The organism is Sphingomonas sanguinis, from assembly GCF_001476905.1.
Lineage (GTDB): Bacteria > Pseudomonadota > Alphaproteobacteria > Sphingomonadales > Sphingomonadaceae > Sphingomonas > Sphingomonas sanguinis_B.
On sequence record NZ_LDTE01000012.1, the window covers coordinates 17,663 to 42,112 of the forward strand.

Here is a 24,450-nt window from a genome sequence, read left to right on the forward strand (position 1 = left end):
TACTATGTATCATGGGCAATCTGCCAGTTGCCCTGGGCCCGATGTCGCGGCACCATGGCATATCAACCGGTCCAAGAGGGGGTCCGTTTTCATGAACGTCCGTAACCTGATGCTTGCGGTGAGCACGCTCGCCATCCTGACACCGGCCACCGCGCAGCAGGCGCCGACCACGAGCGAACCGGTCAAGGTGGTCACCGATTCCACGGTCAGCGACATTCCCGCCAAATTCACGCCGCCGACCAATGTGGCCGAGCGCGACTATGTGAAGCGCGAGGTGATGATCCCGATGCGCGACGGGGTGAAGCTGTACACCGTGATCGTCGCGCCCAAGGGCGCGGTGAACGCGCCGATCGTGCTGACCCGCACGCCCTATAACGCCGCCGGTCGCGCCAAGCGGTCGGACAGCACCAAGATGATCGAGGCACTGCCGCTGGCGGACGAGGAGTTCGTGAAGGCGGGCTATATCCGCGTCTATCAGGACATTCGCGGCAAATACGGCTCGGAGGGCGAATATGTCGTGACGCGTCCGGTCATCGGACCGCTGAACGCGACCAAGGTCGACCACACAACCGATGCCTACGACACGATCGACTGGCTGGTGAACAAGGCCAATGTGCCGGAATCCAACGGCAGGGTCGGCATGATCGGATCGTCCTATGAGGGCTTTACCGTCGTCATGGCGCTGCTCCACCCGCACCCCGCGCTGAAGGTCGCCGCGCCCGAAAGCCCGATGATCGACGGCTGGATGGGCGACGACTGGTTCCATTACGGCGCGTTCCGCCTCGCCAATATCGGCTGGATCGGCGCGCAGACCGGCTACAAGGGCGAGGGCAAGGCGCCATCCAGCGGCGGCTATGACGATTACGAGAATTTCCGATATGGCTCGGCGAACGACTGGGCGAAGAAGTCGGGTTATGACCAGTTGCCCTTCTGGCAGCGCATCGTCCAGCATCCTTCGTACGATTTCTACTGGCAGGGCCAGGCGCTCGATAAGCTGCTGGCGGCCAACCCCTCCAACGTGCCGACCATCTGGGAACAGGGCCTGTGGGACCAGGAGGACATGTACGGCGCGATCACCTCGTGGGAGGCGCTGAAGGCCAAGGGCAAGCTGGGCAACAACTTCCTGGTGATGGGCCCGTGGCGGCACAGCCAGATCAATCGCACCGGCACCAATCTCGGGCCGTTCCAGTGGAATGGCGACACCGCCAAGCAGTTCCGCGAGGACATGGTCCTGCCGCTGTTCAATCAGTATCTGAAGGACGGCCCCGCCGCCAACCTGCCCAGCGCCGCCATCTACAACACCGGCGAGAACCACTGGGACAAGCTGACCCAGTGGCCGCTCGCCTGCCAGAGCGGCTGCGCGACGCCGCTGACCCCGCTCTATCTGGCGGATGACAAGGGGCTGAGCTTCGACAAGCCGGGTACGGGGGCGGACGCCTATGTCTCCGATCCCGCCAACCCGGTCCCGCATCTGTCGCGGCCCGTCAATTTCGACGACGGCCGCTGGGGCGACTGGCTGGTCAGCGACCAACGACATGCCGATGGCCGCACCGATGTCGTGACTTATACGACGCCGGTCCTGACCAAGGCGGTGCGCGTATCGGGTGCGCCGATCGCCGACCTGTTCGCGCGCACGACCGGCACCGACGGCGATTTCGTGGTGAAGATCATCGACGTGCTTCCGCCCGAAAATGCGATCGATCCCAAGATGGGCGGATACGAGCTGCCGATCAGCCTCGACATCTTCCGGGGCCGCTATCGCAACAGCTTCGCCAACCCCACCGCGATCCCGGCGGGCAAGGTGCAGGAATATAAGTTCCGCCTGCCGACCGTGAACCATGTGTTCCAGCCTGGGCACCGGATCATGATCCAGGTCCAGTCGAGCCTGTTCCCGCTCTATGACCGCAATCCGCAGACCTTCGTGCCCAATATCTTCACGGCCAAGGCCAGCGATTACAAGAAGGCGACGATCACGCTGGAGCGCGGCGGTGCCAATGCCAGCCGTGTCTGGTTGCCGGTGGTGCCGGTCGACCAGTCGGCGGTGATCACCCGCTAAGCCCTTTTGCGGGAGGGGTTTTCCCTTCCCGCCATCGGCATGGTGCGGTTCGCCGCATCGGGGGCCGAAGGCCCTTGGTCCGACAAACCGGTCTCGTTATCCTGCGATCTGTGTCTCCCCCTTCCTCCCCAATTTCGGCTTCTGCCTTGCCGGTGAACGCCGATGGTGCGGTGGCGGCCATCGATCCCGCCGATGCGCGCCGCTATCTGTCGCTGGTGACCGCCGCGACCGAGCGGTTGATGGCGGCCGACGATCCGGCTGCGATGATCGACTCGCTGTTCGCGCTGATCCGTGACGAACTGCGCCTCGATGTGTTCTTCCACTTCCGGCGCGACGGGGATGTCGTGCGGCTCGATACGTCGGGTGGCCTGACCCGCGCGCAGCGACAGGCGATGGGGATGCTGGACGTCGACATGTCGATCAGCGGTTTGGTCATGCGGGACCGGCGGCCGCTGCACCTGACCGATATCCAGCAGGTGGACGAGTCGCTGACCGATTTCGTGCGTACGCTGGGCATCCAAGTCTATTTGTGCATGCCGCTGCTGCATGGTGACGAGATGCTAGGCACGCTGGGTTTCGGGCGACGCACGGCGCGCCCCTTTGACGAGGAGGAGCAGCGGCTCCTGTCGCTGCTGTGCCATTATGCGGCACTGGCCCAGCACCGGCTGCGCATCGAGGAGGCGCTGCGCCACGGACTCGACACGCAGGCACGGTTGCTGGCGGAGTTGAACCACCGGGTGCGCAACGCTCTGCAGATCGCAATCGGTCTGGTCTCCCATGAGGGGCGACAAGCCGCCGATCCCGACACGCGGTCGGCCTTGCGCCGCGCGGCGGAGCGGTTGCAGGTGCTGGCGAGCGCACACCGCCCGCTCTATGCCACCGCCGATCCGGGCCTGGTCGACCTGCCCGCGCTGTTCGGCGACGTCATCGCCCAGGTGCGGAGCGAGGGGCCGGACGCGCCCATCGCGGCGGACGGCTCGGTCGCCGTGCCCGTGGAACGCGCGGTCGCCGCCGCACTGCTCCTCGACGCGATGATGGCGCAGCCCGTAGGGACGCCCGCCATCACCTTTGCCGCTGTCATGCAGGGCGGGAACGAAATGCTGCATATCACGTTTCAGGGCGTCGGATGGGGACGGATCGCGGGTCTGGTCGAACAGGATCGACTGGTGGCGCGGCTTTGCCACCAAATGCGTGCGACCGTGACGAGTGAGGATGACGGGTGCCTGATCTTGGTCATGCCGCATGATGGCGGCGAACGCGGGCACTGACACGACGGGTAACGCGGACACCGCCGCCGACGATCCGCTCAATCTGCTGATCATCGAGGACGAGGCATTGGTCGCCATGCTGGTCGAGGATGCCTTGACGCTTCATGGCCACCGGGTGATCGGCATCGCCGACACGGTCGCCGCAGCCATGAGCCTGGCGGAGGCGGAACGGCCCGATCTGGCGCTGTGCGATGTGAAGCTGGCTGACGGCGACAGCGGTCTTACCGCCGCGCAGTTGCTGGCCGATCGCGGCATTCCCTGCATTTTCCTGAGCGGCAATTGTCCGGAGCGCGGGGGGCATCCGCTGGTCATCGGCTGCATCGCCAAGCCGTTCCGCGCCGGAACGCTGGGGGTGGCGGTCCGCGCCGCCTATTGCGCCGCACAAGGCGACCGACCGGCCGACCCGCCTGCGGCGCTGAAATTCTATCGGGAGGGATGCTGAGCGGGACGGCCGATCCCGTCATTCTCCAAAGGGCAGGGCAGTGATGGGGGCAGGGTTGAGCGACGGAGGACGATCACCCGCCCTAGGCTTCCGCCGCAACCGGCTCCTCGATCGCCTGTTCCATCTTGTCGAGAATCCGCGCGAACTGCGCGATTTCCGCATCGGTCAGCAGCCCGAAGGCCTGAGATATCAGCGAGCGACGGAGTGGCTCGGTCTGACGGAGCACATGTTCGCCGTGGTCCGTAATGTCCAGCCGCTTGGCCCGCCGGTCCGCCGGGTCGGGCACCCGCACGACCAGCCCGTCGCGCTCCATCGTGTCGACCGCCTGGGTTACCGTGCGGGGCGCCAGATCGAACCATTCGGCCACATCGGCGGCGCGCACCGGCGCATTGTTGGCGATGAAATGCAGCATCTTGGTCCGCGCCAGCGACGCGCCCTGAGCCGCCATTTGCCGGTCGAGCAGCCGATGGAAGCGCAGGTAAATCTGACTGTAGCGGAGGGCCAGGGTTTGAAGATCATGCATAATATGAGGTAGCTCAATAAATGGTCTTGCCTTATTGTGCAAGTGCGAGCAAATGCACCATCGAGTTCTATTGATTCCATCGACAGGGAGGCCGGGATGGCCGACGCACACCAAGTGAATGAGGGGCAGGACGAGGGCACGCACGACGCCGCCGAGGCGGAGGACAGCACTCCCGTCTCGCCTGGCAAGAAGCGGCGTATCCGTATCATCTTGCTGGTCGTGGCGGCCGTCGCGATCGTCGGCGGCGTCTTCTGGTACGCGAACTACAAGAGCGTCGGCCAGTATATGCAGGCGACCAACGACGCCTTCATCCAGGCCGATGCGGTGACCGTCGCGCCCAAGGTCTCGGGCTATGTCGACAAGGTGTTCGTGGCGGAAAACCAGAACGTCCAGGTGGGCCAGCCGCTGCTCCAGATCGATACCCGCGATTACCGCGCGCAGACCGCGCAGATCCAGGCGCAGATCGGCGTCGCCCGCGCCAATGCCGAGGGCGTGCAGGCCCAGATCAAGGAACAGCAGGCCGCGATCGACCGCTCCGAAGCCGATCTTCGCGCCGCGCAGAGCGACGCCGCCTTCGCCCAGGCCGAGGTTGCGCGCTACACGCCGCTTGCCGCATCGGGTGCGGAAAGCCGCGAACGCCTGTCCCAGCTGCAGAACCAGGCGCGTCAGGCCAATGCCAAGGTCGCGGCGGCCAATGCCGCGCTGTCCGCGTCGCGTCGCCGGATCGGTACGCTGAACGCGCAGGTCGATCAGGCCCGCTCGCAGGGCCAGGCGGCCAAGGCGCAGCTGGATGCCGCCGAGGTCAATCTGGGCTCGACCACGATCCGCGCGTCGATCGCGGGCCGGGTCGGCAACAAGACGGTGCGCATCGGCCAGTTCCTGCAGGCGGGCACGCGCACCATGTCGATCGTGCCGGTCAACCAGCTGTATATCAATGCGAACTTCAAGGAAACGCAGCTGGGCCTGATGCGCCCCGGCCAGCCCGTGAAGATCGAGGTCGATGCGCTGCCGGGTGTCGAGATCAAGGGCCATGTCGAGAGCGTGGCGCCGGGCACCGGTGCGCAATTCTCGCTGCTGCCGCCGCAGAACGCGACCGGCAACTTCACCAAGATCGTGCAGCGCGTGCCCGTCCGCATCGCGGTCGACGCCGATGCGCAGACCCGCGCGCTGATGGTGCCCGGCATGTCGGTCGACGTGACGGTCGATACCCGCTCGGCCAAGGGCGCGCTGAAGCGCATCGCCGAGCAGCAGGACCAGCATAACGAAGCGCGGCAGGGGGCGCAGGGCCGGTGAGCGCCGCCGCCGCCCCCATTCGGGGCAATAAGGCCGGTTCGGCCGCCCAGGGGGGCGGCGCGCCGGCAAAAGCCGACCTGACCGCCTGGCTCGCCGTCGCGGCGGGCAGCATCGGTGCGCTGATGGCGACGCTCGACATCTCGATCGTCAACTCCGCGCTGCCGACCATCCAGGGTGAGATCGGTGCCAGCGGGACCGAGGGGACGTGGATCGCAACCTCCTACCTGGTCGCCGAGATCATCATCATCCCGCTGTCGGCATGGCTGGAGCGGTTGCTGGGCCTGCGCACCTTCCTGCTGATCGCGTCGATCCTGTTCACCGGTTTCTCGGTGGTCTGCGGCCTGTCGACGAACCTGACGATGATGATCATCGGACGCGCGGGGCAGGGCATTACCGGCGGCGCGCTGATCCCGACCGCGCTGACCATTATCGCGACCCGGTTGCCACGCGAGCAGCAGCCGATCGGCACGGCGTTTTTCGGCGTCACGGCCATTCTGGGTCCCGTCATGGGGCCGCTGATCGGCGGCTGGCTGACCGAGAATATCAGCTGGCACTATGCCTTCTTCCTGAACCTGCCCGTCGGTGCGCTGCTCGTCACGCTGCTGCTGGTCGGCCTGCCGCACCAGAAGCCGCATCTGTCGGAGCTGATGAAGGCCGACTGGCTGGGCATTGCCGGGCTGGCGCTGGGACTGGGCGGCCTGACCGTCGTGCTGGAAGAGGGGCAGCGCGAGCAGTGGTTCGAGTCGCGCGAGATCATCGAGCTGACCATCCTGTCGATCTTCGGCTTCGGCCTGTTGTTCGCGGGCCAGTTCGTCGCCTCGCGCCCGGTCATCCGCCTGAAACTGTTGCTCGACCGCCAGTTCGGCAGCGTGGTCATCATGGGCATCGTGCTGGGCATGGTGCTCTACGGCACCTCCTACGTGATCCCGCAGTTCCTCGCTTCGATCGCCGGGTATAACGCATTCCAGGCGGGCAAGGTCGTGCTGCTGAGCGGCATTCCCAGCCTGATCATGATGCCCTTCACCCCGATCCTCATCAAGAAGGTCGATATCCGTATCGCGGTCGGCCTGGGGCTGGGCATCATGGCGTTGAGTGCCGGGATCGACACGGTGCTGACCGCGGACTCCACCGGCGGCTCGTTCACCGACTCGCAGCTGCTGCGCGGCGTCGGCACGATCCTGGGCATGTTGTTCCTGAACCAGGCGGCGATCTCGTCCGTCCCGCCGTCGCAGGCGGGCGATGCCGCCGGGCTGTTCAGCGCGGCGCGCAACCTGGGCGGCTCGTTCGCCCTGGCGGGCATCGCCACCGTGCAGGATCAGCGCAGCTTCCTGCACGAACGTCGTCTGGAGGAAACGCTGACCGCCAATTCGGGGTCGACCCAGGGCTGGGTCGACGCGCTGACCCAGCAGTTCGGCAGCAGCGACGCGGCGCTGCGCATGATCGGCAATACGATCAAGCAACAGGCGCTGGTCATGACCTATAACGACCTGTTCTTCATCCTGTGCGTCGGCATCATCATGGTGATGCCGCTTGTCCTGTTCCTCCGCCCGCTGCCCAAGGGCGGCCCCGTGGCGATGCATTGAGAACCATGATGCGCAAGCAGCTTTCCCTCATCCCGCTTCTCCTCCTGGGGGCCTGCACCGTCGGGCCCAACTATGCCGGGCCGCCCAAGGCCATCGGCTCGGCCGCGACCCCGCCCGCCGGGTTCGCGCGCGCCGACAATACGCTGGCGACGACTGCCCCCGCGGTCGCCGACTGGTGGACGACGCTGAACGATCCCATGCTGACTTGGCTGGAAGAGCGGGCGCTCGAGTCCAACCCGAACGTCGCGGTGGCGCAGGCCCGGCTGAAGCAGGCGCGGTCGGCGCTGCGACTGGAGCGCGCCAACCAGGCGCCGAACGCCAATGCCAGCGCCACCTATCTCCATGCCGATCTGCCCGCGCTCAATCTGGGCGGCGGCAATGAGCAGGGCGGCGGGCAGGGTGGTGCCAATGGCGGTGCGTCGGGCGGGTCCGGCGGCGGCACCAATGTCGACTTCTTCAACCTGGGCTTTGATGCCAGCTGGGAGATCGACCTGTTCGGCGGGCGTCGCCGCACCGTCGAGGCCGCGCGCGCCAGTGCCGAGGCGGCGGAGGCCAATGTCGCCGACGCACAGGTTTCGCTCAGCGCCGATGTCGCCCAAGCCTATGTGGGGCTCCGCGACGCGCAACAGCGGTTGATCCTGGCGCGTGACGCGTCGCGGATGCAGCGCGACACGCTGAACCTGACGCTCCAGCGGTTCAACAACGGCACCGCCTCGCAGCTGGAGGTGGAGCGGCTGCGCAACCAGGTGGAGAGCACCGATGCGCAGATCCTGCCGCTGTCCTCGTCGGTCGAGACCTATCTGAACGCGCTCGCCATCCTGATCGGGGAGGCGCCGGGCACGCTCGATCAGCGGTTGAGCCAGCCGGGGCAGGTGCCCTTGCCGCCCGCGCAGGTGGCGGTCGGCGATCCCACCGCGCTGCTCCAGCGTCGGCCCGACATCCGCGCGGCCGAACGCAATCTGGCGGCGCAAACCGCCAAGATCGGGGTTGCGGAGGCGGCCAAGTTCCCGCGCCTCAACCTGATGGGGATCATCGGCATCGGCGGCACCTCGCTCGATGCGCTGACCGACCTCGACAATCTGGTGACGCTGGGCGCGCCGATGCTCCAGTGGAATGTGCTGAACTTCGGTCGCGCCAATGCGCGGGTCGGCCAAGCCGAAGGCGCGCGCGACGAGGCGGAGGCGCGGTATCGCGGCGCGGTCCTGTCGGCGTTGCGCGATGCGGAGGACTCGCTGTCGCGCTTCCGGGCGCGGCGGAACACGGTGGCGACGCTGGCGCGGGCCAAGGCGTCGGCGGATCGCTCGGCGGTGCTGATGCAGCAGCGTTATCGCGCGGGTGCGGCGACGCTGATCGATACGCTGGATGCCGAACGCCAGCGGGTGGCGGCGCAGCAGTCGCTGTCGCAGGCGGTCGCCGGGCTGACCAACGATTACGTCGCGCTGCAAAAGGCGCTCGGCCTGGGTTGGCGCGCGCCGACGGGGGCTTAAGTTCGATCCTCCCCGCCACGGGGAGGGGGACCATGCGAAGCATGGTGGAGGGGGATTGCCGCAAGGGACATCCTTTGGCGACAACCCCCTCCGTCAGTCCTGCGGACTGCCACCTCCCCGTACCGGGGAGGATTGGATCACGCCCCCGCTTTCGCGATCCGCTCCCGCGCTTCGCGCTCGATCGTCTCCAGCTCCGCGACGGTCTGGACCAGCGCGGTCATCTGCTGGCGGAGTTCATCGACCCGTTCGCGGCATCGTTCCGCCAGCACGCGCATCTGTTCGACATGCTGTGGGTCAGCGTCGTACAGCCGCAGGAATTCCTCGATCTCGCGCAGGGAAAAGCCCAGTCTCTTCCCGCGCAGGATCAACTGCATCCGGCCCGTCTCGCGCTTGGAATAGACGCGCGCGGTGCCGACGCGGCGCGGTTCGATCAGCCCGCGATCCTCATAGAAACGTAGCGTGCGCGTCGTCACGCCCAGGCTGTTCGCGACATCCTGGATGCCGCGAAGCTCCTCATTTTCCCCCACCGTCTATTCCCCCACGGGCCGCACCGCCGCCGCAGCGGCCTTGGCCAATTCTTCCTCAACCAGTTCCTTCTTCGACAATTTGCCGATCAGGGTCTTGGGCAGGCTTTCGCGGATTTCGACCTCGCGGGGAAGTTCGATCTTGCTGACCTTGTCCTGAAGGAACACACGCAGTTCCTCCGGCGTGGCGTGGTGATCGGGGGCGAGTTTAACGAAGGCCTTGGGCGACTGGCCGCGATAGGCGTCGGGGATGCCGATGACGACGGCCTCGGCGACGGCGGGATGCTCGTACAGGGCCTCCTCGATCATGCGCGGATAGACGTTATAACCGCCGCACAGGATCACGTCCTTGATCCGGTCGACTATGAACAGATAGCCGTCCTCGTCCAGATAGCCGACATCGCCGGTGCGCAGCGCGCCATGGATGAAGACCTGCTCGGTCTCGGCCGGCTTGTTCCAATAGCCCGACATGACCTGCGGGCCCCGCGCACAGATTTCGCCGACCTCGCCCGGCGGCATTAGCCGGTCGGGATTGTCGCGGTCGCGAATCTCGATGATCGTGCCGGGGAAGGGCTGGCCCGCCGAGCCGCCCTTGTTCTCGCCGATGATCGGATTGCAGGTGATGATCGGCGACGCCTCGGACAGGCCGTAGCCCTCGACCAGCTTGCCGCCAGTGGTGTTCTCGAACGCGATACGGACTTCGGCGGGCAGGGGGGCGCCGCCCGAGATGCAGGCCTTGATTGCGGACAGGTCGACCTTGCGCGCCTCCGCCACGCCCGCGATCGCGTTGTAGATGGTCGGGACGGCGGGGAAATAGGTCGGTCGACTGCGCGCGATGGTCTTGAGCACCTGATCCAGCTCGAACCGGGGGAGGAGAATCATCTCCGCACCGACCCGGATCGCAAAGCTGAGCACTGTGGTCAGCGCAAAGACATGGAAGAGGGGAAGGACGCCCAAGATGCGCTCCTCGCCGATCATCTCCTCGCCGCCGGTGTGCACGACCATGGCATCGGCATTGGCGATCAGGTTCCAGTGCGACAGCATGGCCGCCTTGGGGCTACCGGTCGTGCCGCCGGTATATTGCAGCACGGCCACGTCGTCGGGCTTGGCGGCAATCGGGGTCAGGCCGCGTCCGCCCTTCATCATTTGCGCAAAGCTCAGGTGGCGCGGGGCGGGGCCGGGGGCGGCGATCATCGACCGCTTGAACAGGCGATAGGCCAGCCCCTTGATGGTCGGCAAAGCGTCCGCGACCGGGCAGGAGATGACGTGGCGGACCGACAGCTTCTCGGCCGCCTTGCTGACCCGGGCATAGATATCGGGGATGTCGCAGGTGGCGATGATCTCCGCGCCCGAATCCTCCAGCAAGTGGCACAGCTCGCGGTCGACATAGAGCGGGTTGACGTTGACGACGATACCCCCGGCCTTCAGCGTCGCGAAGTAGAGGACGGGGTAATAGATGATGTTGGGCAGGCACAGCGCGACGCGCGTGCCCTTCCTTACCCCCAACGCCTGAAGCCCGGCGGCGGCCTTGTCGACCATCGCGCCCAGTTCGTCATAGCGGGTGATCCGCCCCATGAAGTCGATCGCCGGACGCGCGCCATGCCGCCGTACCGTGGTCTCGAACATGTCGGTCAGCAATCGCGGCTCCGCGACCAGCGGGCGTCCCGTTGCCTGACCCGGTACACCGCCTGTCGTGGCTCCTCCGATGGCTTCTGCCGTCATCGCGTCGCTCTCCTGTATCTTTTTTCGACCATACCCTGTTGTCGATTAGGGTCGAGTTGCTTATTGTGTTGACGTATAGGGTAGGTAACGCACCTTAACGTTAGGCCGCAAGCCCATAAAGAGAGGATTGGATGACCAACATCGTGATCGCAGGCTATGCCCGCTCTCCCTTCACCCAGGCTGGCAAGGGCGCGCTCGCACGGGTTCGTCCCGATGACCTGACCGCGCAGGTGATTCGCGGCCTGATCGACCGCACCGGCGTCGATGCGTCGCAGATCGAGGACATCATCCTGGGCTGCGCATTCCCTGAGGGCGAGCAGGGCATGAACGTCGCGCGCCTGATCGGCCTGCTGGCGGATCTGCCGCTGTCGGTCGGCGGCATGACGGTGAACCGCTTCTGCGGATCGTCCATGTCGGCCATCCATATCGCCATGGGCCAGATCCAGATCGGCGCGGGCGAGGCGTTCATCTGCGCCGGTATCGAGTCGATGAGCCGGGTGCCGATGGGCGGCTATAACCCGCTGCCCAATCCCGAACTCGCAGCTGCCCGGCCCGGTGCCTATATGGGCATGGGCCAGACCGCCGAGAACGTCGCGACCAAGTACCAGATCACCCGCGCCGAGCAGGAAAAGTTCGCGGTCGCTAGCCAGAAGAAGGCCGCCGAGGCGCGTTCAGCCGGTCGTCTGGCCGACGAGATCGTGCCGATCCACACCAAGGCGGGCGATGTCACCGAAGACGGGCTGATCCGTCCCGACACGACCGAGGAAGTGTTGTCCGGCCTGAAGCCCGCTTTCGACAAGGACGGCACGGTGACGGCGGGCACCGCCTCGCCGCTAACCGATGGCGCGGCGGCCGTGCTGGTCACCTCGGAAGAGTTCGCCAAGAAGCATGGCCTGAAGATCCTTGCCCGCATCAAGGCGGTCGGCATTTCGGGTTGCGAGCCCGAGACGATGGGCCTCGGCCCGATCGGCTCGTCCAAGAAGGCGCTGGAGCGCGCCGGTATCTCTGCGGGCGATCTCGACGTGGTCGAGATCAACGAAGCCTTTGCCAGCCAGGCCATCGCCTGCATCCGCGACCTGGGCCTGAAGGACGAGACGATCAACAAGGACGGCGGCGCGATCGCGATCGGCCATCCGCTGGGCGCGACCGGGGCGCGCATCGTCGGCAAGGCGGCGGCGCTGCTGGCGCGTGACGGCGGTCAGTATGCGCTGGCGACCCAGTGCATCGGCGGCGGGCAGGGCATCGCCACGGTTCTGGAGCGTGCATGATGGCTGAGACGATCAACAAGGTTTGCGTGATCGGTGCAGGCGTGATGGGGGCTGGCATTGCGGCGCAGGTCGCCAATGCCGGTGTGCCCGTCCTGCTGCTCGACATCGTGCCCAAGGACGGCGCCGATCGCGACGCGGTGGCCAAGGGGGCCGTCGCGAAGATGCTCAAGACCGAGCCCGCGCCCTTCATGTCGCCCGCCGCCGCCAAGCTGGTGGAAACGGGCAATATCGAGGATCACCTCGACCGTGTCGCCGAATGCGACTGGATCGTCGAGGCGGTGGTCGAGCGGCTGGACATCAAGCAGGCGCTCTATGCCAAGCTGGAGACGCTGAAGCGTCCCGGCACGGCGGTGTCGTCCAACACCTCGACCATCCCGCTCGGCCATCTGGTCGAGGGGCGGTCGGAGCAGTTCAAAAACGACTTCCTCATCACCCATTTCTTCAATCCGCCGCGCTATATGCGGTTGATCGAGATCGTGACGTCGGAGCACACCGATGCCGGTGTCGCTGCCAAGGTTGCGCAGTTCGTCGATCACCGCATGGGCAAGCGGATCGTCCGCGCCAAGGACACGCCGGGCTTCATCGCCAACCGTATCGGCACCTATTGGCTGGCGGTCGCGATCAACGCGGCGATGGACCAGGGTCTGACCCTCGAGGAGGCCGACCAAATCGGTGGCCGTCCGATGGGCGTGCCAAAGACCGGCATTTTTGGGCTGATCGACCTGGTCGGCATCGACCTGATGCCGCTGCTCGCCAAGTCGCTGTCCTCGACGCTGCCGGAGGGCGATGCCTATTTCGACACGATCCGTCCGCTGCCGCTGGTCGACAAGATGATCGCGGAAGGCTTTACGGGCCGCAAGGGCAAGGGCGGCTTCTACCGCCTCGACCGCAAGCCCGACGGCACCAAGGCCAAGCAGGCGATCGACCTGAAGACCGGCGAATATCGCGCCGAGAAAAAGCCGGAGCGTTTGCCGGGGCGCGCCGAGAAGGATCTGGCCGCGCTCGTCGCGACGCCGGGCAAGGTCGGCGACTACGCCTGGGCGATCCTGGGCCCGGTCCTGTCCTATGCCGCCGGGCTGGTCGGCGAGGCGGCCGACGATATTGTCGCGATCGATGACGCGATGAAGCTGGGCTATAACTGGAAGTTCGGCCCGTTCGAGCTGATCGACCGCATGGGTCCGGGCAAGCTGGCCGAGCGGCTGCGCGCCGAGGGCAAACCCGTTCCGGCGCTGCTGGAGACGGCGGGCGACCGCCCCTTCTACCGCGTGGTCGATGGCAAGCGTCAGTATCTGACGCTGGGCGGTGACTATGCCGATGTCGTCCGCGCCGAGGGCGTGCTGCTGCTTGAGGACATCAAGCTGCGCTCCGAACCTTTGCTCAAGAACGGTTCGGCGTCTGCCTGGGATGTCGGTGACGGTGTGGTGGCGTTCGAGTTCACCGGCAAGATGAATGCGCTCGATGAGCAGGTGTTGTCGCTCCTGCAGAAGACCATCGCGCTGGTGAAGAGCCAGTATAAGGCGCTGGTCATCTATAATGAGGGCAGCAACTTCTCGGCCGGCGCGAACCTCGGTCTCGCCATGTTCGCGGTGAACATCGCGGCCTGGGGCGAGGTCGACAAGCTGGTCGTCGCGGGGCAGCAGGCGTACAAGGCGCTGAAATACGCGCCCTTCCCGGTGGTCGCCGCGCCTGCGGGCATGGCGCTGGGCGGCGGATGCGAGATTCTGCTCCATGCCGATGCGATCCAGGCCCATGCGGAAAGCTATATCGGGCTGGTCGAGACCGGCGTCGGTCTGGTCCCCGGCTGGGGCGGCAATGGCGAGCTGATCGACCGCCTCGCCAAGTCGCCCAAGATGCCGAAAGGCCCGATGCCCGCCGCGATGAAGGCGTTCGAGACCATCTCGACCGCGCAGGTGTCGCGCTCGGCGGCGTTGGCCAAGGACCTCGGCTACCTCCGCAAGGACGACGGCATCACCATGAACCGCGACCGGCTGTTGGCCGATGCCAAGCAGAAGGCGCTATCGCTGGTCGAGGGCTATCAGCCGCCCGAAAAGCCGGTCTTCCGCCTGCCGGGTGCGGCCGGACGGGTCGCCTTCAACGGCGCTGTCGCCGACTTCGCGAAGAAGGGCGTCGCCACGCCGTACGACGTGGTGGTGGCGGGCCGTCTGGCGAACATCGTCACCGGCGGCGAGGCCGACATCATCGACGAGGTGAGCGAGGATCAGCTGCTCAAGCTGGAACGCGCCGCCTTCATGGAAAGCGTCAAGGACGCGCGGACCCAGGCGCGGGTCGAGCATATGCTCGAAACCGGCAAGCCGCTGCGCAATTGATCGGGAGAGGATAATCCCATGCAAGTCTATAACGCACCGCTGCGCGACATGCGTTTCGTCCTCCACGAACTGTTCAAGGAGGACGAGTTCGGCCCCGTCGCGGGCCAGGACGAATTCGGTCCCGAACTGTACGACGCGATCCTCGAAGAGGCGGCGCGCGTCACGCAGGAGGTCCTGCTGCCGCTCAACGCCACGGGCGATATCGAAGGGTGCAAGCTCGAAAACGGCGTCGTCCGCACGCCCGCCGGGTTCAAGGAAGCCTATAGCCAGTTCTGCGAAGGCGGCTGGGCCGCGCTCGCCTCGCCGGTCGAATATGGCGGGCAGGGGCTGCCCGAGGCAGTGAACAAGCTGGTCGAGGAGATGATCTGCGCGACCAACCTGTCGTTCAGCCTCTATCCCGGCCTGACGCACGGCGCGACCACCGCGCTGATGGGTCATGGCTCTGAAGACCTGAAGAGCTTCTATCTGCCCAAGATGATTTCGGGCGAATGGTCCGGCACCATGTGCCTGACCGAGGCGCATTGCGGCACCGATCTGGGCCTGCTGCGCACCCGCGCCGAGCCGCAGGAGGATGGCTCGTATCGGCTGACCGGCGGCAAGATCTTCATCTCGGCGGGCGACCATGACCTGACAGACAATGTCATCCACCTCGTCCTCGCGCGCACGCCCGATGCGCCCAAGGGAGTGAAGGGGATCAGCCTGTTCCTGGTGCCCAAGTACCTGCCCAAGGACGACGGCTCGGTCGGCCCCGCCAATGGTGTCAGCGTCGCGGCGATCGAGCACAAGATGGGCCTGAAGGCCTCGGCCACCTGCCAGCTGGAGTTCAACGACTCCAAGGGCTGGGTCGTGGGCGAGCTGAACAAGGGGCTGGCGGCGATGTTCACCATGATGAACACCGAGCGCGTTTCGGTCGGCATCCAGGGCCTGGGCATCAATGAGGTGGCGTATCAGTCGGCCGTCGCCTATGCCAAGGACCGCTTGCAGGGCCGGGCGCTGGGCGGGGCGGCGCGTCCCGACCTGCCCGCCGACCCGATCATCGTCCACCCGGACGTGCGCCGGATGCTGATGACCATGCGCGCTTATGCCGAAGGCTGCCGTGCACTGGGTCAGTGGGCGGCGCGCGGTCTGGATGCCGAAGCCCATGCGATCGATCCGGCCGACCAGTCGCGGGCGGCGGATTTCGTCGCGCTGCTGACCCCGGTCGTGAAGGCGCTGTTCACCGATCTCGCCTTCGACGCGGCGAACATGGCGGTGCAGGTCCATGGCGGCCACGGCTATATCCGCGACCACGGCATCGAGCAGTTCGTCCGCGACGCCCGCATCGCCCAGATCTATGAGGGCACCAACGGCGTCCAGGCGCTCGACCTCGTGGGCCGCAAGATGCCAGCGCATATGGGCCGCTATATGCGTCCCTTCTTCCATGCCGTGTCCGAGCAGGTCGAGGCGCTGGTCAAGCATGACGATAAGGCGATCACCGGCTGGGCGGCGGGCATGCAGCAGGCCTTCGGCGCCTTGCAGCTCAGCACCGGCATGATTGCGCAAAAGGGGATGAAGGACCCCGAGGAAGCGGGCGCGGCGGCGACCGACTATCTGCGCCTGCTGGGCCTGGTCGGCATCGGGCATTGCTTCCTGAAGTCGGCGCGGATCGCCACCGAGCGGCTGGCCGAAGGCACCGACGAGGCGGGCTTCTACAAGGCCAAGCTCGCCACCGCCGGGTTCTTCTTCGACCGTATCCTGCCCCAGGCGACGGCGGCGTTCCTGGCGATCAAGTCGGGCAAGCGCTCGACCATGGCGCTGGAGCTGGAAGCATTTTGAAACGAAGCGATGCCGGTTGCGCTTGATTGCGCGCTACCGGCATCGTACGCATGATGTGTCGTTGCCCTATGCGTCACAAGGTGAACGTATACGGTAATTAAGGCCAAAGAATTTGGGGCGACCGGCCAGAACCGGCGCTCTGGCCCGGACCACGGGCATGGAGAGGAGAATAGGCATGTTGATGACCCTGATGGCCATGACCCTTGCCGGAGCTGGTGCGAATGCGGATTCGGTGTTGGGCCGGTGGCAGACCCAGACGCGCGGCGGTGTTGTAGAAATCCAGAAGTGCGGCAATTCGGTCTGCGGTCGTATCCTTTCGTCCGAAGGGCTGCGCTCCAATCCGAACCTGACCGACCAGAATAATCGCGATCCCAAGCTGCGCAGCCGCCCGATCAAGAACCTGCTCATCCTGCAGGGCTTTTCGGTTGATGGCGCGGCGTGGAACGGTGGCACCATCTACAATGCCGAGGACGGCAAGACCTATAGCGCCAAGCTGACGCCCGAGGGGCCGGACACGCTGAAGGTGCGCGGCTGCGTCTTCGTTCCGCTCTGCAAGACGCAGACCTGGACCCGTATCCGCTGACCCTTCGTCCAATCATAGAATAACTCCGGGGAGTATGCTCATGACCAAGTCCTTCAAGGCGCCGCTGCTCGCGACGGCCATCGTCTCGTCCTCCTTCGCCTTCGCCGGGGCCGCCTATGGCCAGGCCTTCTATCTTCAGGAACAGTCGACTCGCGGACAGGGCCGCGCCTTTTCGGGTGAGGGTGCCGATACCGGTGCGTCGTCGCTGTGGTGGAACCCCGCCTCGATCGCTGGCATGGAGCGCGGCGAGGCCGTGATCGGCGCCTCGGCGATCATTCCCAAGGGCGATGTCGTCGACAATGGCACGCTGATCCGTCGTCCGGGCGGCACCTTCCAGCCGGTCGGCGGCGACCGCGTGTCGAGCGATCCGATCAATCGCGGTGTCGTGCCCTCGGGGGCGGTCGCCGTTCCGCTGGGCGACCGGGTTGCCGTCGGCCTGGCGGTCACCTCGCCCTACAGCTTCACCACCGAGTATGACGCGACCAGCTGGGCGCGGTACAGCGCACTGAAGACCGAATTGCGCACGATCGACATCCAGCCTTCGGTCGGCGTGGCGCTGCTCGACTGGCTGCGCGTCGGTGGCGCGTTGAACGTCCAATATACCAAGGCCGAGCTGGGCAACGCGCTGCCCAACCTGTCCTCGGCGCTGCCCGATGGTTTCCAGCGGCTGAAGGGCGATGGCTGGGATCTGGGGTGGACCGCGGGTGTTCAGTTGCACAATGACTGGGCCACCGTCGGCATCAGCTACAAGTCGCGGATCAAGCACAATCTGAAGGGCAGCCTCGAAGTCGGTGGTCTCCTCGGCCCGCTCGCGGCACAGAACCGGACGATTGATGGTGCGACCGCGACCTTCTACACGCCCGCGCAGATCATCGTCGCCGGTCGCTTCCGCGCCACCGACAAGCTGACCCTGAACGCACAGGCGGTACGCTTCACCTGGGCCGATTTCGACGCGATCCGCCTGGGTGCGCCGATCAATCAGGCAATCCCGGAGAATTACAAGAACAGCTTCTCGCTGGCCGGTGGTTTCGATTACGCGGCCACGGATCGCCTGACGCTGCGCGCCGGTGCGCAGCGCGGTATTACGCCGACCCAGAATGGCAATCGCGATGCGCGCGTGCCGGATGCCAATCGCTGGAATTATTCGATCGGCGGCTCGTACAAGGTGACCCCGCGCTTCACGCTGGACGCGGCGGGCAGCTATATCGACTTCGCCAATGCCAGCATCGACCGCCGGACCGCGGCCTATGCGGGAACTGCGGTACAGACGCCGATCCTGACCAACGGCCAGGTGCAGAATGCGCGGGCATTCGTGGCGTCGATCGGCGGCCGCTTCAGCTTCTGATTGAGAGACTGGTTATGAAGATCGTCGTGCCCGTGAAGCGGGTGTTGGATTATAACGTGAAGCCGCGTGTGAAGGCGGACGGGACGGGCGTCGATCTGGCGAACGTGAAGATGTCGATGAACCCGTTCGACGAGATCGCGGTGGAAGAGGCGATCCGGCTGAAGGAGAAGGGGGCGGCGACCGAAGTGGTCGTCGTCTCGATCGGCGAGCCCAAGGCGGCCGACACGCTGCGCACCGCGGTCGCCATGGGTGCGGACCGGGCGATCCTCATCACCGCCGACCAGCCGGTGGAACCGCTGGGCGTCGCCAAGCTGCTGGCCAAGGTGGTCGAGGAGGAACAGCCGGGCCTAGTCATCCTGGGTAAGCAGGCGATCGATGGCGACAACAACCAGACCGGCCAGATGCTGGCCGGTCTGCTCGGCTGGGGGCAGGGCACGTTCGCCTCGAAGGTCGAGATCGACGGTGAGACCGCCAACGTGACCCGTGAGGTCGATGGCGGGCTGGAGACGGTGGCCCTCACGCTGCCCGCGATCGTCACCACCGACCTGCGCCTCAACGAGCCGCGCTATGCGTCGCTGCCTAACATCATGAAGGCCAAGTCCAAGCCGATGGCGACCAAGACCGCCGCCGACTATGGCGTCGATGTCGCGCCGCGCCTGACGATCACGCACGTTGCCGAGCCCGGCAAGCGGCAGGCGGGCGTCAAGGTCGGCTCGGTCGATGAACTGGTCGAGAAACTGAAAGCACTGGGAGTGGCCAAGTGAAGACGCTGGTATGGGTCGAGCATGACGGCGGGACCGTCAAGGATGCCACGCTGGCGACCGTCACGGCGGCGTCGAAGCTGGGCGAGGTGCACCTGATCGTCGCGGGCCAAGGCGTGGACGGTGTCGCACAGGCGGCCGCCAAGATCGCGGGCGTGGGCAAGGTCCATGTCGCCGACGACGCAGCCTATGCCAACGCGCTGGCCGAGAATGTCGCGCCGCTGATCGCCGAGCTGATGGGCCATCACGACGCGTTCCTGGCGCCGTCGACGACGACCGGCAAGAACATCGCGCCGCGTGTCGCCGCGCTGATCGACGTGATGCAGATCAGCGACATCCTGTCGGTCGAGGGGCCGGACAGCTTCACCCGGCCGATCTATGCGGGCAACGCCATCGCGACGGTGAAGACCAGCGACAAGAAGCTGGTCCTGACCGTCCGCACCACCGCCTTCGAGAAGGCGGCGGCCGAGGGCGGTTCGGGCACGATCGAGGCGGTCGCCTCCACCGGCGACGCGGCCAAATCGCGCTTCGTCGGTGCGGAGAAGGCCGAGAACGCGCGCCCCGAGCTGACCAGCGCCAAGATCATCGTCTCGGGCGGTCGCGCGCTGGGCTCGGAGGAGCAGTTCCACGCGCTGATCGACCCGCTCGCCGACAAGCTGGGCGCCGCCGTTGGCGCATCCCGCGCGGCGGTCGATGCGGGCTATGCCCCCAACGACTATCAGGTCGGCCAGACCGGCAAGATCGTGGCCCCGGAAGTCTATGTCGCGGTCGGTATCTCGGGCGCGATCCAGCATCTGGCGGGGATGAAGGACTCCAAGGTCATCGTCGCGATCAACAAGGACGAGGACGCCCCCATCTTCCAGGTCGCCGATATCGGCCTGGTCGGCGACCTCTTCACCGTCGTGCCGGAACTGACCGACAAGGTCTGATCGGCGTTGCCCCCGGGGACGGAGACCCGGGGGCGGCTTTCGATTCAGAAATTGATTTAAATCAGGATTAACTTCTGCGAGCCTATGATCACAGGCTTCGAGGAGTGTCCGATGAAACCCGCCGAACCACTCGCGCTGAATCATAGCTGGCCTTTATTCGAGCGTGGGCAGCGTTTCGATTTGGGCCGACTCGATGCGCCGGATGTCAACTATGCCGCGGCGGATGACGAATGGCTGGCCGCGCGGGGGATCGGGCGCTGGCATTGCGATCTGTCGACGCTGCGACTGAGCTGGTCGACCGGCGTGTTTAATATCTTCGACTGGCACCGGGATCAGATGCCCGAGCGTTTGGCCGTCCTGCCTCTCTATCAAAGCGAGTCGCTTTCCGCCGTCGAGCGGCTGAGGTCCTATGCGATCCGCCACCGGCGCGGGTTTACGATCGATGCGGGTCTGCGCATGGCGGGTAACCAGCGCTGGATGCGCGTGATCGGCGTGCCCGTCTGCGAGAACAAGCGGGTGGTCGCGTTGCAGGGTTGGAAGATCGACGTCACCGCCGAATATCGTTGATCCATGTAAGGAAAGGGCCGGATTTGCCGTTGGCTGCTTGTCCGGCGGCAAAAGGTCCGGTTAGCACTCGCTCATGACAGACAATATCACGGGCGGCGGCGATCGTCGCGTGCGAACGATCGCGGATCTGGCGCAGATGGCGGGCGTGTCGCCCGGCACGGTGTCGCGCGCGTTGGCGGGCAAGGCGCTGGTCAATCCCGAAACGCGGGCGCGGATTCAAGCGCTGGCGGACGAACATGGCTTTCGCCCCAACCAGATGGCCAGCCGGCTGCGCACCCGCCGTACCGGGGTGATCGGCATCGTCGTGCCCCTGGGCCATGACCGGCGTCAGCATTTGTCCGACCCATTCTTCATGACCATGCTCGGCCATCTCGCCGATGCGTTGACCGAAAATGGGTACGACGTGATGCTGTCGCGCGTGATCCCGGAGGCGGCCGACTGGCTGGATCGAGTAGTGGACAGCGGCATGGTCGACGGCGTGCTGCTGATCGGCCAGTCCGACCAATATGACGCGATCGAGCGTGTCGCGCGCCGCTATCGCCCGCTGGTCGCCTGGGGCGTGACGCTGCCCGATCAGGTTCATGCGGCGGTCGGCACCGACAATGCGCTGGGCGGCTATCTGGCGGGTCGGCGGCTGATCGAGCGTGGTTGCCGCCGCATTGCCTTTCTCGGCGATATCGGCGCGCCCGAAATCCGCCAACGGCATGACGGCGTGGCGCGGGCTATGGCGGAGGCCGGGTTGGAGGGCGGCCCGGTCCAGCTTCCCACCCATCTGGCCTCCGATGTGATGGAGCAGGAGATCGGGGCGCATATCGACACCTTGTTGGAAGAGGGAGCGCCGGATGAGGGAAGCCGCCGCCTTTCGATCGACGGCATCGTCGCGGCGTCCGACATGATCGCGATGACAGCGGTGCGGGTGCTGGCCGACCGGTCCATCCCGGTGCCCGACATGCTCCCTGTCATCGGCTATGACGACCTTCCCCTCGCCGCGCAGGCGGTGCCGCGCATCACCACCATCCGCCAGGATATCGCCGCAGGTGCCCAGGCGATGGTCGAGGCGCTGTTCGCGCGCATCGCCGGGCGCGAGGCGGGGTCCGTGGTGCTCGACCCGGAACTGATCCCGCGCGAAACCGCCTGAGCAGTACCGGCGGAGGCCATATCCGACCGGTTTTGACCACGGTCAAATCGGCGCTTGTCCTTCGTCAAAGGTCGCTTCCCGCCATCGACCTAGCCTGTCTCCATCCCATTCGGACAAGGAGACTGAGCGATGAACACCCCCATGAAGGTCGCGATGGTGCTGGCCGTGCTGGCGGGGTCTGTGATGGCCACGCCCGCCTTGGCGCAGAGCGCTGATACGACCCGCGTCGGCATTCGAGCGGGCGACGTGTTGCTGCGCGTCCGGGCCATCACCGTCGTGCCCAATGAGGATTCGGGGGGCATCACGCCCGCCTTTCCGAACGAGCGTCTGGCGGTCGGCAATGCCGTAATGCCGGAAGTCGATGCCACCTATATGGCGACGGACCATTTCGGCTTCGAGCTGATCGCCTCCACGACCAAACATAGCGCCAAGGGCACCAGCGGGACCACCGGCGGCATCGGCACGCTGGCGACGACCTGGGTGCTGCCGCCGACGCTGACCGCCCAATATCATTTCACCCCGACCGCCCATGTCCGCCCCTATCTCGGCGCGGGGATCAACTACACGGTCTTCTGGAACGAAAAAGCCTCGGACGGGCTGCAGGCGGCCGTCGGGCGGACCCATGTCGGGATGAAGGACAGCGTCGGATGGGCGGCGCAGGCCGGGGTGGATGTCGACATCACGCCCCCGCTGTTCCTGAACCTGGACGTCAAATATATCGATATGGGCACCATGGTCCGCCTGGATACGGCGGCGGCGGGTACGCAGCAGGTGAAGCTGAACCTCAATCCCCTGGTCTTCGGGGTCGGTATGGGCCTGCGGCTCTGAAAGCGCGACGGTAGGGCGTGATGCGCCGCCATGCCCTACCGCTCCCGGCCTATTGGAAATGTCCCGCCCAGCCTGACCGCGCGGAGTTTACGCGATCGTCACCCGGTCGCCGTCGAAGTTCAGGCGGAACCAGGGCGCGGCGGTGCCGCCGAAGCGTTCGCGGCGCAGCGGCACATCGTCGCTCGCGTCGCGGCCGCTCATGCCCCAATAGTCGACGAAGCTGATCACATCGCCTTCGCCCGTCACCCACCAGCAATAGGCCTGGGTGGGCTCGGCGACCGGGTTGCCCGCGACCAGGCCGGTGCCATTGACCGGTCGCCACGGCCCGGCAAAGCGGTCGGCGACCATGGCGTAAAGCCCGGTCGGCGCGCCCAGGCCGGGGGCGAAGCGCTTCCCTTGCGTCGACCAGAAGCAATAATAGCGGCCGTCCTGCATGACGATATGCGGGCGCTCCAGCTCGCTGTTGACGCCCAGCGCCTCGATCAGCGGCGGCTGGATGGCCCAGCCATAGCCTTCGCGCTTGGCCACGCCGACGACGCCGTCGATATCTTGGGCGACCCAGCCCGCCGAGCCGACGAACAGCAGATATTCCGCCCCGTCCGCCGGATCGCGGAAATAGCCGGGATCGCGAAAGCCCTTGATGCCGCCATTTTCCGGCTCGGCCTGGTTGGCGACGATATAGTGGTGCCCGTCCGCCGCGACGCTTTCGACCGGTTCGCTCCACCCTTCGGTGCGCGCTTCATCGGGCAGGAAGCGGCCGACCGTCTCGAACAAGCGCTGCTCGAAGGTGCGGGGCTGTCCGCGCCGCCCGGAGGCGGTGAAGTACATGGTCAGGGTCGTGTTGTCCTCCCCCAACACCGCCGAGCCCGACCATTCGCGGCTACCCGGCGTGAAGCCGTCGGCAAAGGTCTCCCCATGATCGCGCCAGCCGTCCGCGCCGTGGCTGGTCAGGCGGATGCGCGCGGCGTCATGCCGCAACTCGGGATCGTCGAAGCGCGGCGTCGCCAGGAAGAACCACCAGCTCCGTCCGCCGAAAAAGGCGGTTCGGCCATCGGCATAGGCGATCTGCCACATGTCCCATAGGTCGTGGGTCGGCAGGATCGGCACCACGTCGGCGGGGCCGAAGATGGGCATGCGCGCGTCGTCCTGCGCGGCGATCCCGGCCAGCGCGTCGGCCGACCAATGGGCGGGAGTGATCGTCATGAAACCTCGGGAAAACAGGAGGGGAAAGGGGATCAGGCTTGCGGGGCCGCGCCGAGCGGCAGCCCTCGGGCATTGCGGGCACGCACCGAATAGACGGAGACGGCGGCCAGCATCATCAGCACGCCGCATAGCGTCAGCACGTTGCGCGGATCGCCGCCCAGCCAGCTTTGATAGAAGAGCGGCAGCGTCACGCCGAAGATTAGCATCGGGATGACGATCATCATGTTGAAGATGCCCATATAGACGCCGGTTCGCTCGGGCGGGATCGATCCTGCCAGGATGACATAGGGATTGCCCATCATGCTGGCCCAGCCCAGGCCGATGCCGATCGCGGGCAGGAACAGCATCGCCTTGCTGGTCATGTGCGGCATCACCATCATGCCGATGCCGGTGATGATCAGGCATAGCGCATGGAGCGGCGCGGCCCCAATCCGCTTGGCGAGGGGCACCATCGCAAAGGCCGCGACAAAGGCGACGCCGTTATAAAAGGCGGCGACCTCGCCATTGGTCAGCACCGCGGCATGGAAGCCCGAAGACGTCGCGTCCGCCGTGCCGTATACCGACCGCCCGATCGCGTAGATGACGTAATTCCAATAGGCCATCATGGCATACCATTGGAACAGGCTCATCAGTGCCAGCTTGCGCATCGGCAGCGGCATGTCACGGATCGCGCCGCCGATCTCCTTCAGCGTCGCGCCGATGCCCTTGGGTGCCGCGGCGATGCGCAAGCTGGCACTGATGAGCCTGTTCCCATGCTGCCCCTTATACACATTTGACGCTGCCGACGA

General features: G+C 66.0%; 21 protein-coding genes. 16 read left to right on the forward strand and 5 right to left on the reverse strand.

Going from position 1 to position 24,450, the window contains the following annotated elements:
* Positions 1 to 91: 91 nt before the first annotated feature.
* The 3 genes from SB4_RS03380 (at position 92) to SB4_RS03390 (ending at position 3,766) form a co-directional block, all read left to right on the forward strand.
* Positions 92 to 2,056 (forward strand): CocE/NonD family hydrolase, encoded by a 1,965-nt coding sequence (locus tag SB4_RS03380; protein WP_058751417.1) that lies wholly within the window; start codon positions 92 to 94, stop codon positions 2,054 to 2,056.
* Between the two features lie 152 nt (positions 2,057 to 2,208).
* Positions 2,209 to 3,324, forward strand: coding sequence for a GAF domain-containing protein (locus tag SB4_RS03385; RefSeq protein ID WP_153006042.1), 1,116 nt, complete (start codon positions 2,209 to 2,211; stop codon positions 3,322 to 3,324).
* A complete protein-coding gene (locus tag SB4_RS03390; protein ID WP_082669930.1) occupies positions 3,299 to 3,766 on the forward strand; it encodes a response regulator in 468 nt (155 codons plus the stop codon). Before SB4_RS03385 ends, SB4_RS03390 begins: the two co-directional genes overlap by 26 nt.
* Before the next feature lie 82 nt (positions 3,767 to 3,848).
* On the opposite strand, the gene SB4_RS03395 is transcribed toward SB4_RS03390, so the two are convergent.
* Positions 3,849 to 4,289, reverse strand: coding sequence for a MarR family winged helix-turn-helix transcriptional regulator (locus tag SB4_RS03395; RefSeq protein ID WP_058751420.1), 441 nt, complete (start codon positions 4,287 to 4,289; stop codon positions 3,849 to 3,851).
* A 96-nt stretch (positions 4,290 to 4,385) separates the two neighbouring features.
* On the opposite strand from SB4_RS03395, the gene SB4_RS03400 reads away from it, so the two are divergent.
* The 3 genes from SB4_RS03400 to SB4_RS03410 are packed head-to-tail and all read left to right on the forward strand — an operon-like array spanning position 4,386 to position 8,652.
* Positions 4,386 to 5,582: an HlyD family secretion protein gene (locus tag SB4_RS03400; protein ID WP_058751421.1), complete on the forward strand. Its 1,197-nt coding sequence runs from the start codon at positions 4,386 to 4,388 to the stop codon at positions 5,580 to 5,582.
* Complete coding sequence (locus SB4_RS03405; protein WP_420893873.1) at positions 5,579 to 7,165, forward strand: MDR family MFS transporter; 1,587 nt, start codon at positions 5,579 to 5,581, stop codon at positions 7,163 to 7,165. Before SB4_RS03400 ends, SB4_RS03405 begins: the two co-directional genes overlap by 4 nt.
* A gap of 8 nt (positions 7,166 to 7,173) precedes the next feature.
* A complete protein-coding gene (locus SB4_RS03410; RefSeq protein ID WP_058751432.1) occupies positions 7,174 to 8,652 on the forward strand; it encodes an efflux transporter outer membrane subunit in 1,479 nt (492 codons plus the stop codon).
* A gap of 137 nt (positions 8,653 to 8,789) precedes the next feature.
* On the opposite strand, the gene SB4_RS03415 is transcribed toward SB4_RS03410, so the two are convergent.
* Both SB4_RS03415 and SB4_RS03420 read right to left on the reverse strand, forming a co-directional pair.
* Complete coding sequence (locus tag SB4_RS03415; RefSeq protein WP_058716491.1) at positions 8,790 to 9,179, reverse strand: MerR family transcriptional regulator; 390 nt, start codon at positions 9,177 to 9,179, stop codon at positions 8,790 to 8,792.
* Positions 9,180 to 9,182: 3 nt separating this feature from the next.
* Positions 9,183 to 10,898 (reverse strand): long-chain-fatty-acid--CoA ligase, encoded by a 1,716-nt coding sequence (locus SB4_RS03420; protein WP_058751422.1) that lies wholly within the window; start codon positions 10,896 to 10,898, stop codon positions 9,183 to 9,185.
* 131 nt (positions 10,899 to 11,029) lie between these two features.
* Between SB4_RS03420 and SB4_RS03425 the strand changes: the two genes are divergently transcribed.
* From SB4_RS03425 to SB4_RS03470, 10 genes are all read left to right on the forward strand, one after another.
* A complete protein-coding gene (locus tag SB4_RS03425; protein ID WP_058751423.1) occupies positions 11,030 to 12,166 on the forward strand; it encodes a thiolase family protein in 1,137 nt (378 codons plus the stop codon).
* Entirely contained in the window at positions 12,166 to 14,493 is a 2,328-nt protein-coding gene (locus SB4_RS03430; protein WP_058751433.1) for a 3-hydroxyacyl-CoA dehydrogenase/enoyl-CoA hydratase family protein, read from the forward strand. Before SB4_RS03425 ends, SB4_RS03430 begins: the two co-directional genes overlap by 1 nt.
* 18 nt (positions 14,494 to 14,511) lie before the next feature.
* A complete protein-coding gene (locus SB4_RS03435) occupies positions 14,512 to 16,308 on the forward strand; it encodes an acyl-CoA dehydrogenase C-terminal domain-containing protein (RefSeq protein WP_058751424.1) in 1,797 nt (598 codons plus the stop codon).
* A 175-nt stretch (positions 16,309 to 16,483) separates the two neighbouring features.
* Complete coding sequence (locus SB4_RS03440; RefSeq protein WP_058716495.1) at positions 16,484 to 16,891, forward strand: DUF2147 domain-containing protein; 408 nt, start codon at positions 16,484 to 16,486, stop codon at positions 16,889 to 16,891.
* A gap of 40 nt (positions 16,892 to 16,931) precedes the next feature.
* Positions 16,932 to 18,236 (forward strand): OmpP1/FadL family transporter, encoded by a 1,305-nt coding sequence (locus tag SB4_RS03445; RefSeq protein ID WP_058751434.1) that lies wholly within the window; start codon positions 16,932 to 16,934, stop codon positions 18,234 to 18,236.
* A 14-nt stretch (positions 18,237 to 18,250) separates the two neighbouring features.
* Entirely contained in the window at positions 18,251 to 19,000 is a 750-nt protein-coding gene (locus tag SB4_RS03450) for an electron transfer flavoprotein subunit beta/FixA family protein (protein WP_058751425.1), read from the forward strand.
* Positions 18,997 to 19,926, forward strand: a complete 930-nt coding sequence (locus SB4_RS03455) for an electron transfer flavoprotein subunit alpha/FixB family protein (protein WP_058751426.1) — start codon at positions 18,997 to 18,999, stop codon at positions 19,924 to 19,926. The genes SB4_RS03450 and SB4_RS03455 overlap by 4 nt, the downstream gene beginning before the upstream one ends.
* Before the next feature lie 111 nt (positions 19,927 to 20,037).
* The gene (locus SB4_RS03460; RefSeq protein ID WP_058751435.1) at positions 20,038 to 20,493 is read left to right on the forward strand and encodes a hypothetical protein; all 456 of its coding nucleotides are present in this window, start codon (positions 20,038 to 20,040) and stop codon (positions 20,491 to 20,493) included.
* Between the two features lie 73 nt (positions 20,494 to 20,566).
* Positions 20,567 to 21,631 carry a LacI family DNA-binding transcriptional regulator gene (locus SB4_RS03465; protein WP_058751427.1) on the forward strand — a complete coding sequence of 355 codons (1,065 nt, stop codon included), beginning with the start codon at positions 20,567 to 20,569 and terminating at the stop codon, positions 21,629 to 21,631.
* 129 nt (positions 21,632 to 21,760) lie between these two features.
* Positions 21,761 to 22,459, forward strand: coding sequence for an OmpW/AlkL family protein (locus SB4_RS03470; RefSeq protein WP_275044975.1), 699 nt, complete (start codon positions 21,761 to 21,763; stop codon positions 22,457 to 22,459).
* Positions 22,460 to 22,546: 87 nt separating this feature from the next.
* On the opposite strand, the gene SB4_RS03475 is transcribed toward SB4_RS03470, so the two are convergent.
* Together SB4_RS03475 and SB4_RS03480 are read right to left on the reverse strand one after the other, a co-directional pair.
* On the reverse strand, positions 22,547 to 23,662 hold the full coding sequence (locus SB4_RS03475; protein ID WP_058751429.1) for a glycoside hydrolase family 68 protein: 1,116 nt from the start codon (positions 23,660 to 23,662) through the stop codon (positions 22,547 to 22,549).
* Between the two features lie 32 nt (positions 23,663 to 23,694).
* On the reverse strand, positions 23,695 to 24,450 hold a 756-nt coding region (locus SB4_RS03480), incomplete at its 5' end, for an MFS transporter (protein WP_478212451.1).

What these genes read in the sequence shown, in the direction of transcription:
- SB4_RS03425 (WP_058751423.1), top strand. Translation starts at nt 11,030, where the DNA reads ATGACCAACATCGTGATCGCAGGCTATGCCCGCTCTCCCTTCACCCAG.
- SB4_RS03395 (WP_058751420.1), bottom strand. Translation starts at nt 4,289, where the DNA reads ATGCATGATCTTCAAACCCTGGCCCTCCGCTACAGTCAGATTTACCTG.
- SB4_RS03445 (WP_058751434.1), top strand. Translation starts at nt 16,932, where the DNA reads ATGACCAAGTCCTTCAAGGCGCCGCTGCTCGCGACGGCCATCGTCTCG.
- SB4_RS03435 (WP_058751424.1), top strand. Translation starts at nt 14,512, where the DNA reads ATGCAAGTCTATAACGCACCGCTGCGCGACATGCGTTTCGTCCTCCAC.
- SB4_RS03450 (WP_058751425.1), top strand. Translation starts at nt 18,251, where the DNA reads ATGAAGATCGTCGTGCCCGTGAAGCGGGTGTTGGATTATAACGTGAAG.
- SB4_RS03475 (WP_058751429.1), bottom strand. Translation starts at nt 23,662, where the DNA reads ATGACGATCACTCCCGCCCATTGGTCGGCCGACGCGCTGGCCGGGATC.
- SB4_RS03470 (WP_275044975.1), top strand. Translation starts at nt 21,761, where the DNA reads ATGAACACCCCCATGAAGGTCGCGATGGTGCTGGCCGTGCTGGCGGGG.
- SB4_RS03390 (WP_082669930.1), top strand. Translation starts at nt 3,299, where the DNA reads ATGATGGCGGCGAACGCGGGCACTGACACGACGGGTAACGCGGACACC.
- SB4_RS03400 (WP_058751421.1), top strand. Translation starts at nt 4,386, where the DNA reads ATGGCCGACGCACACCAAGTGAATGAGGGGCAGGACGAGGGCACGCAC.
- SB4_RS03460 (WP_058751435.1), top strand. Translation starts at nt 20,038, where the DNA reads ATGAAACCCGCCGAACCACTCGCGCTGAATCATAGCTGGCCTTTATTC.
- SB4_RS03430 (WP_058751433.1), top strand. Translation starts at nt 12,166, where the DNA reads ATGGCTGAGACGATCAACAAGGTTTGCGTGATCGGTGCAGGCGTGATG.
- SB4_RS03420 (WP_058751422.1), bottom strand. Translation starts at nt 10,898, where the DNA reads ATGACGGCAGAAGCCATCGGAGGAGCCACGACAGGCGGTGTACCGGGT.
- SB4_RS03410 (WP_058751432.1), top strand. Translation starts at nt 7,174, where the DNA reads ATGCGCAAGCAGCTTTCCCTCATCCCGCTTCTCCTCCTGGGGGCCTGC.
- SB4_RS03380 (WP_058751417.1), top strand. Translation starts at nt 92, where the DNA reads ATGAACGTCCGTAACCTGATGCTTGCGGTGAGCACGCTCGCCATCCTG.
- SB4_RS03465 (WP_058751427.1), top strand. Translation starts at nt 20,567, where the DNA reads ATGACAGACAATATCACGGGCGGCGGCGATCGTCGCGTGCGAACGATC.
- SB4_RS03440 (WP_058716495.1), top strand. Translation starts at nt 16,484, where the DNA reads ATGTTGATGACCCTGATGGCCATGACCCTTGCCGGAGCTGGTGCGAAT.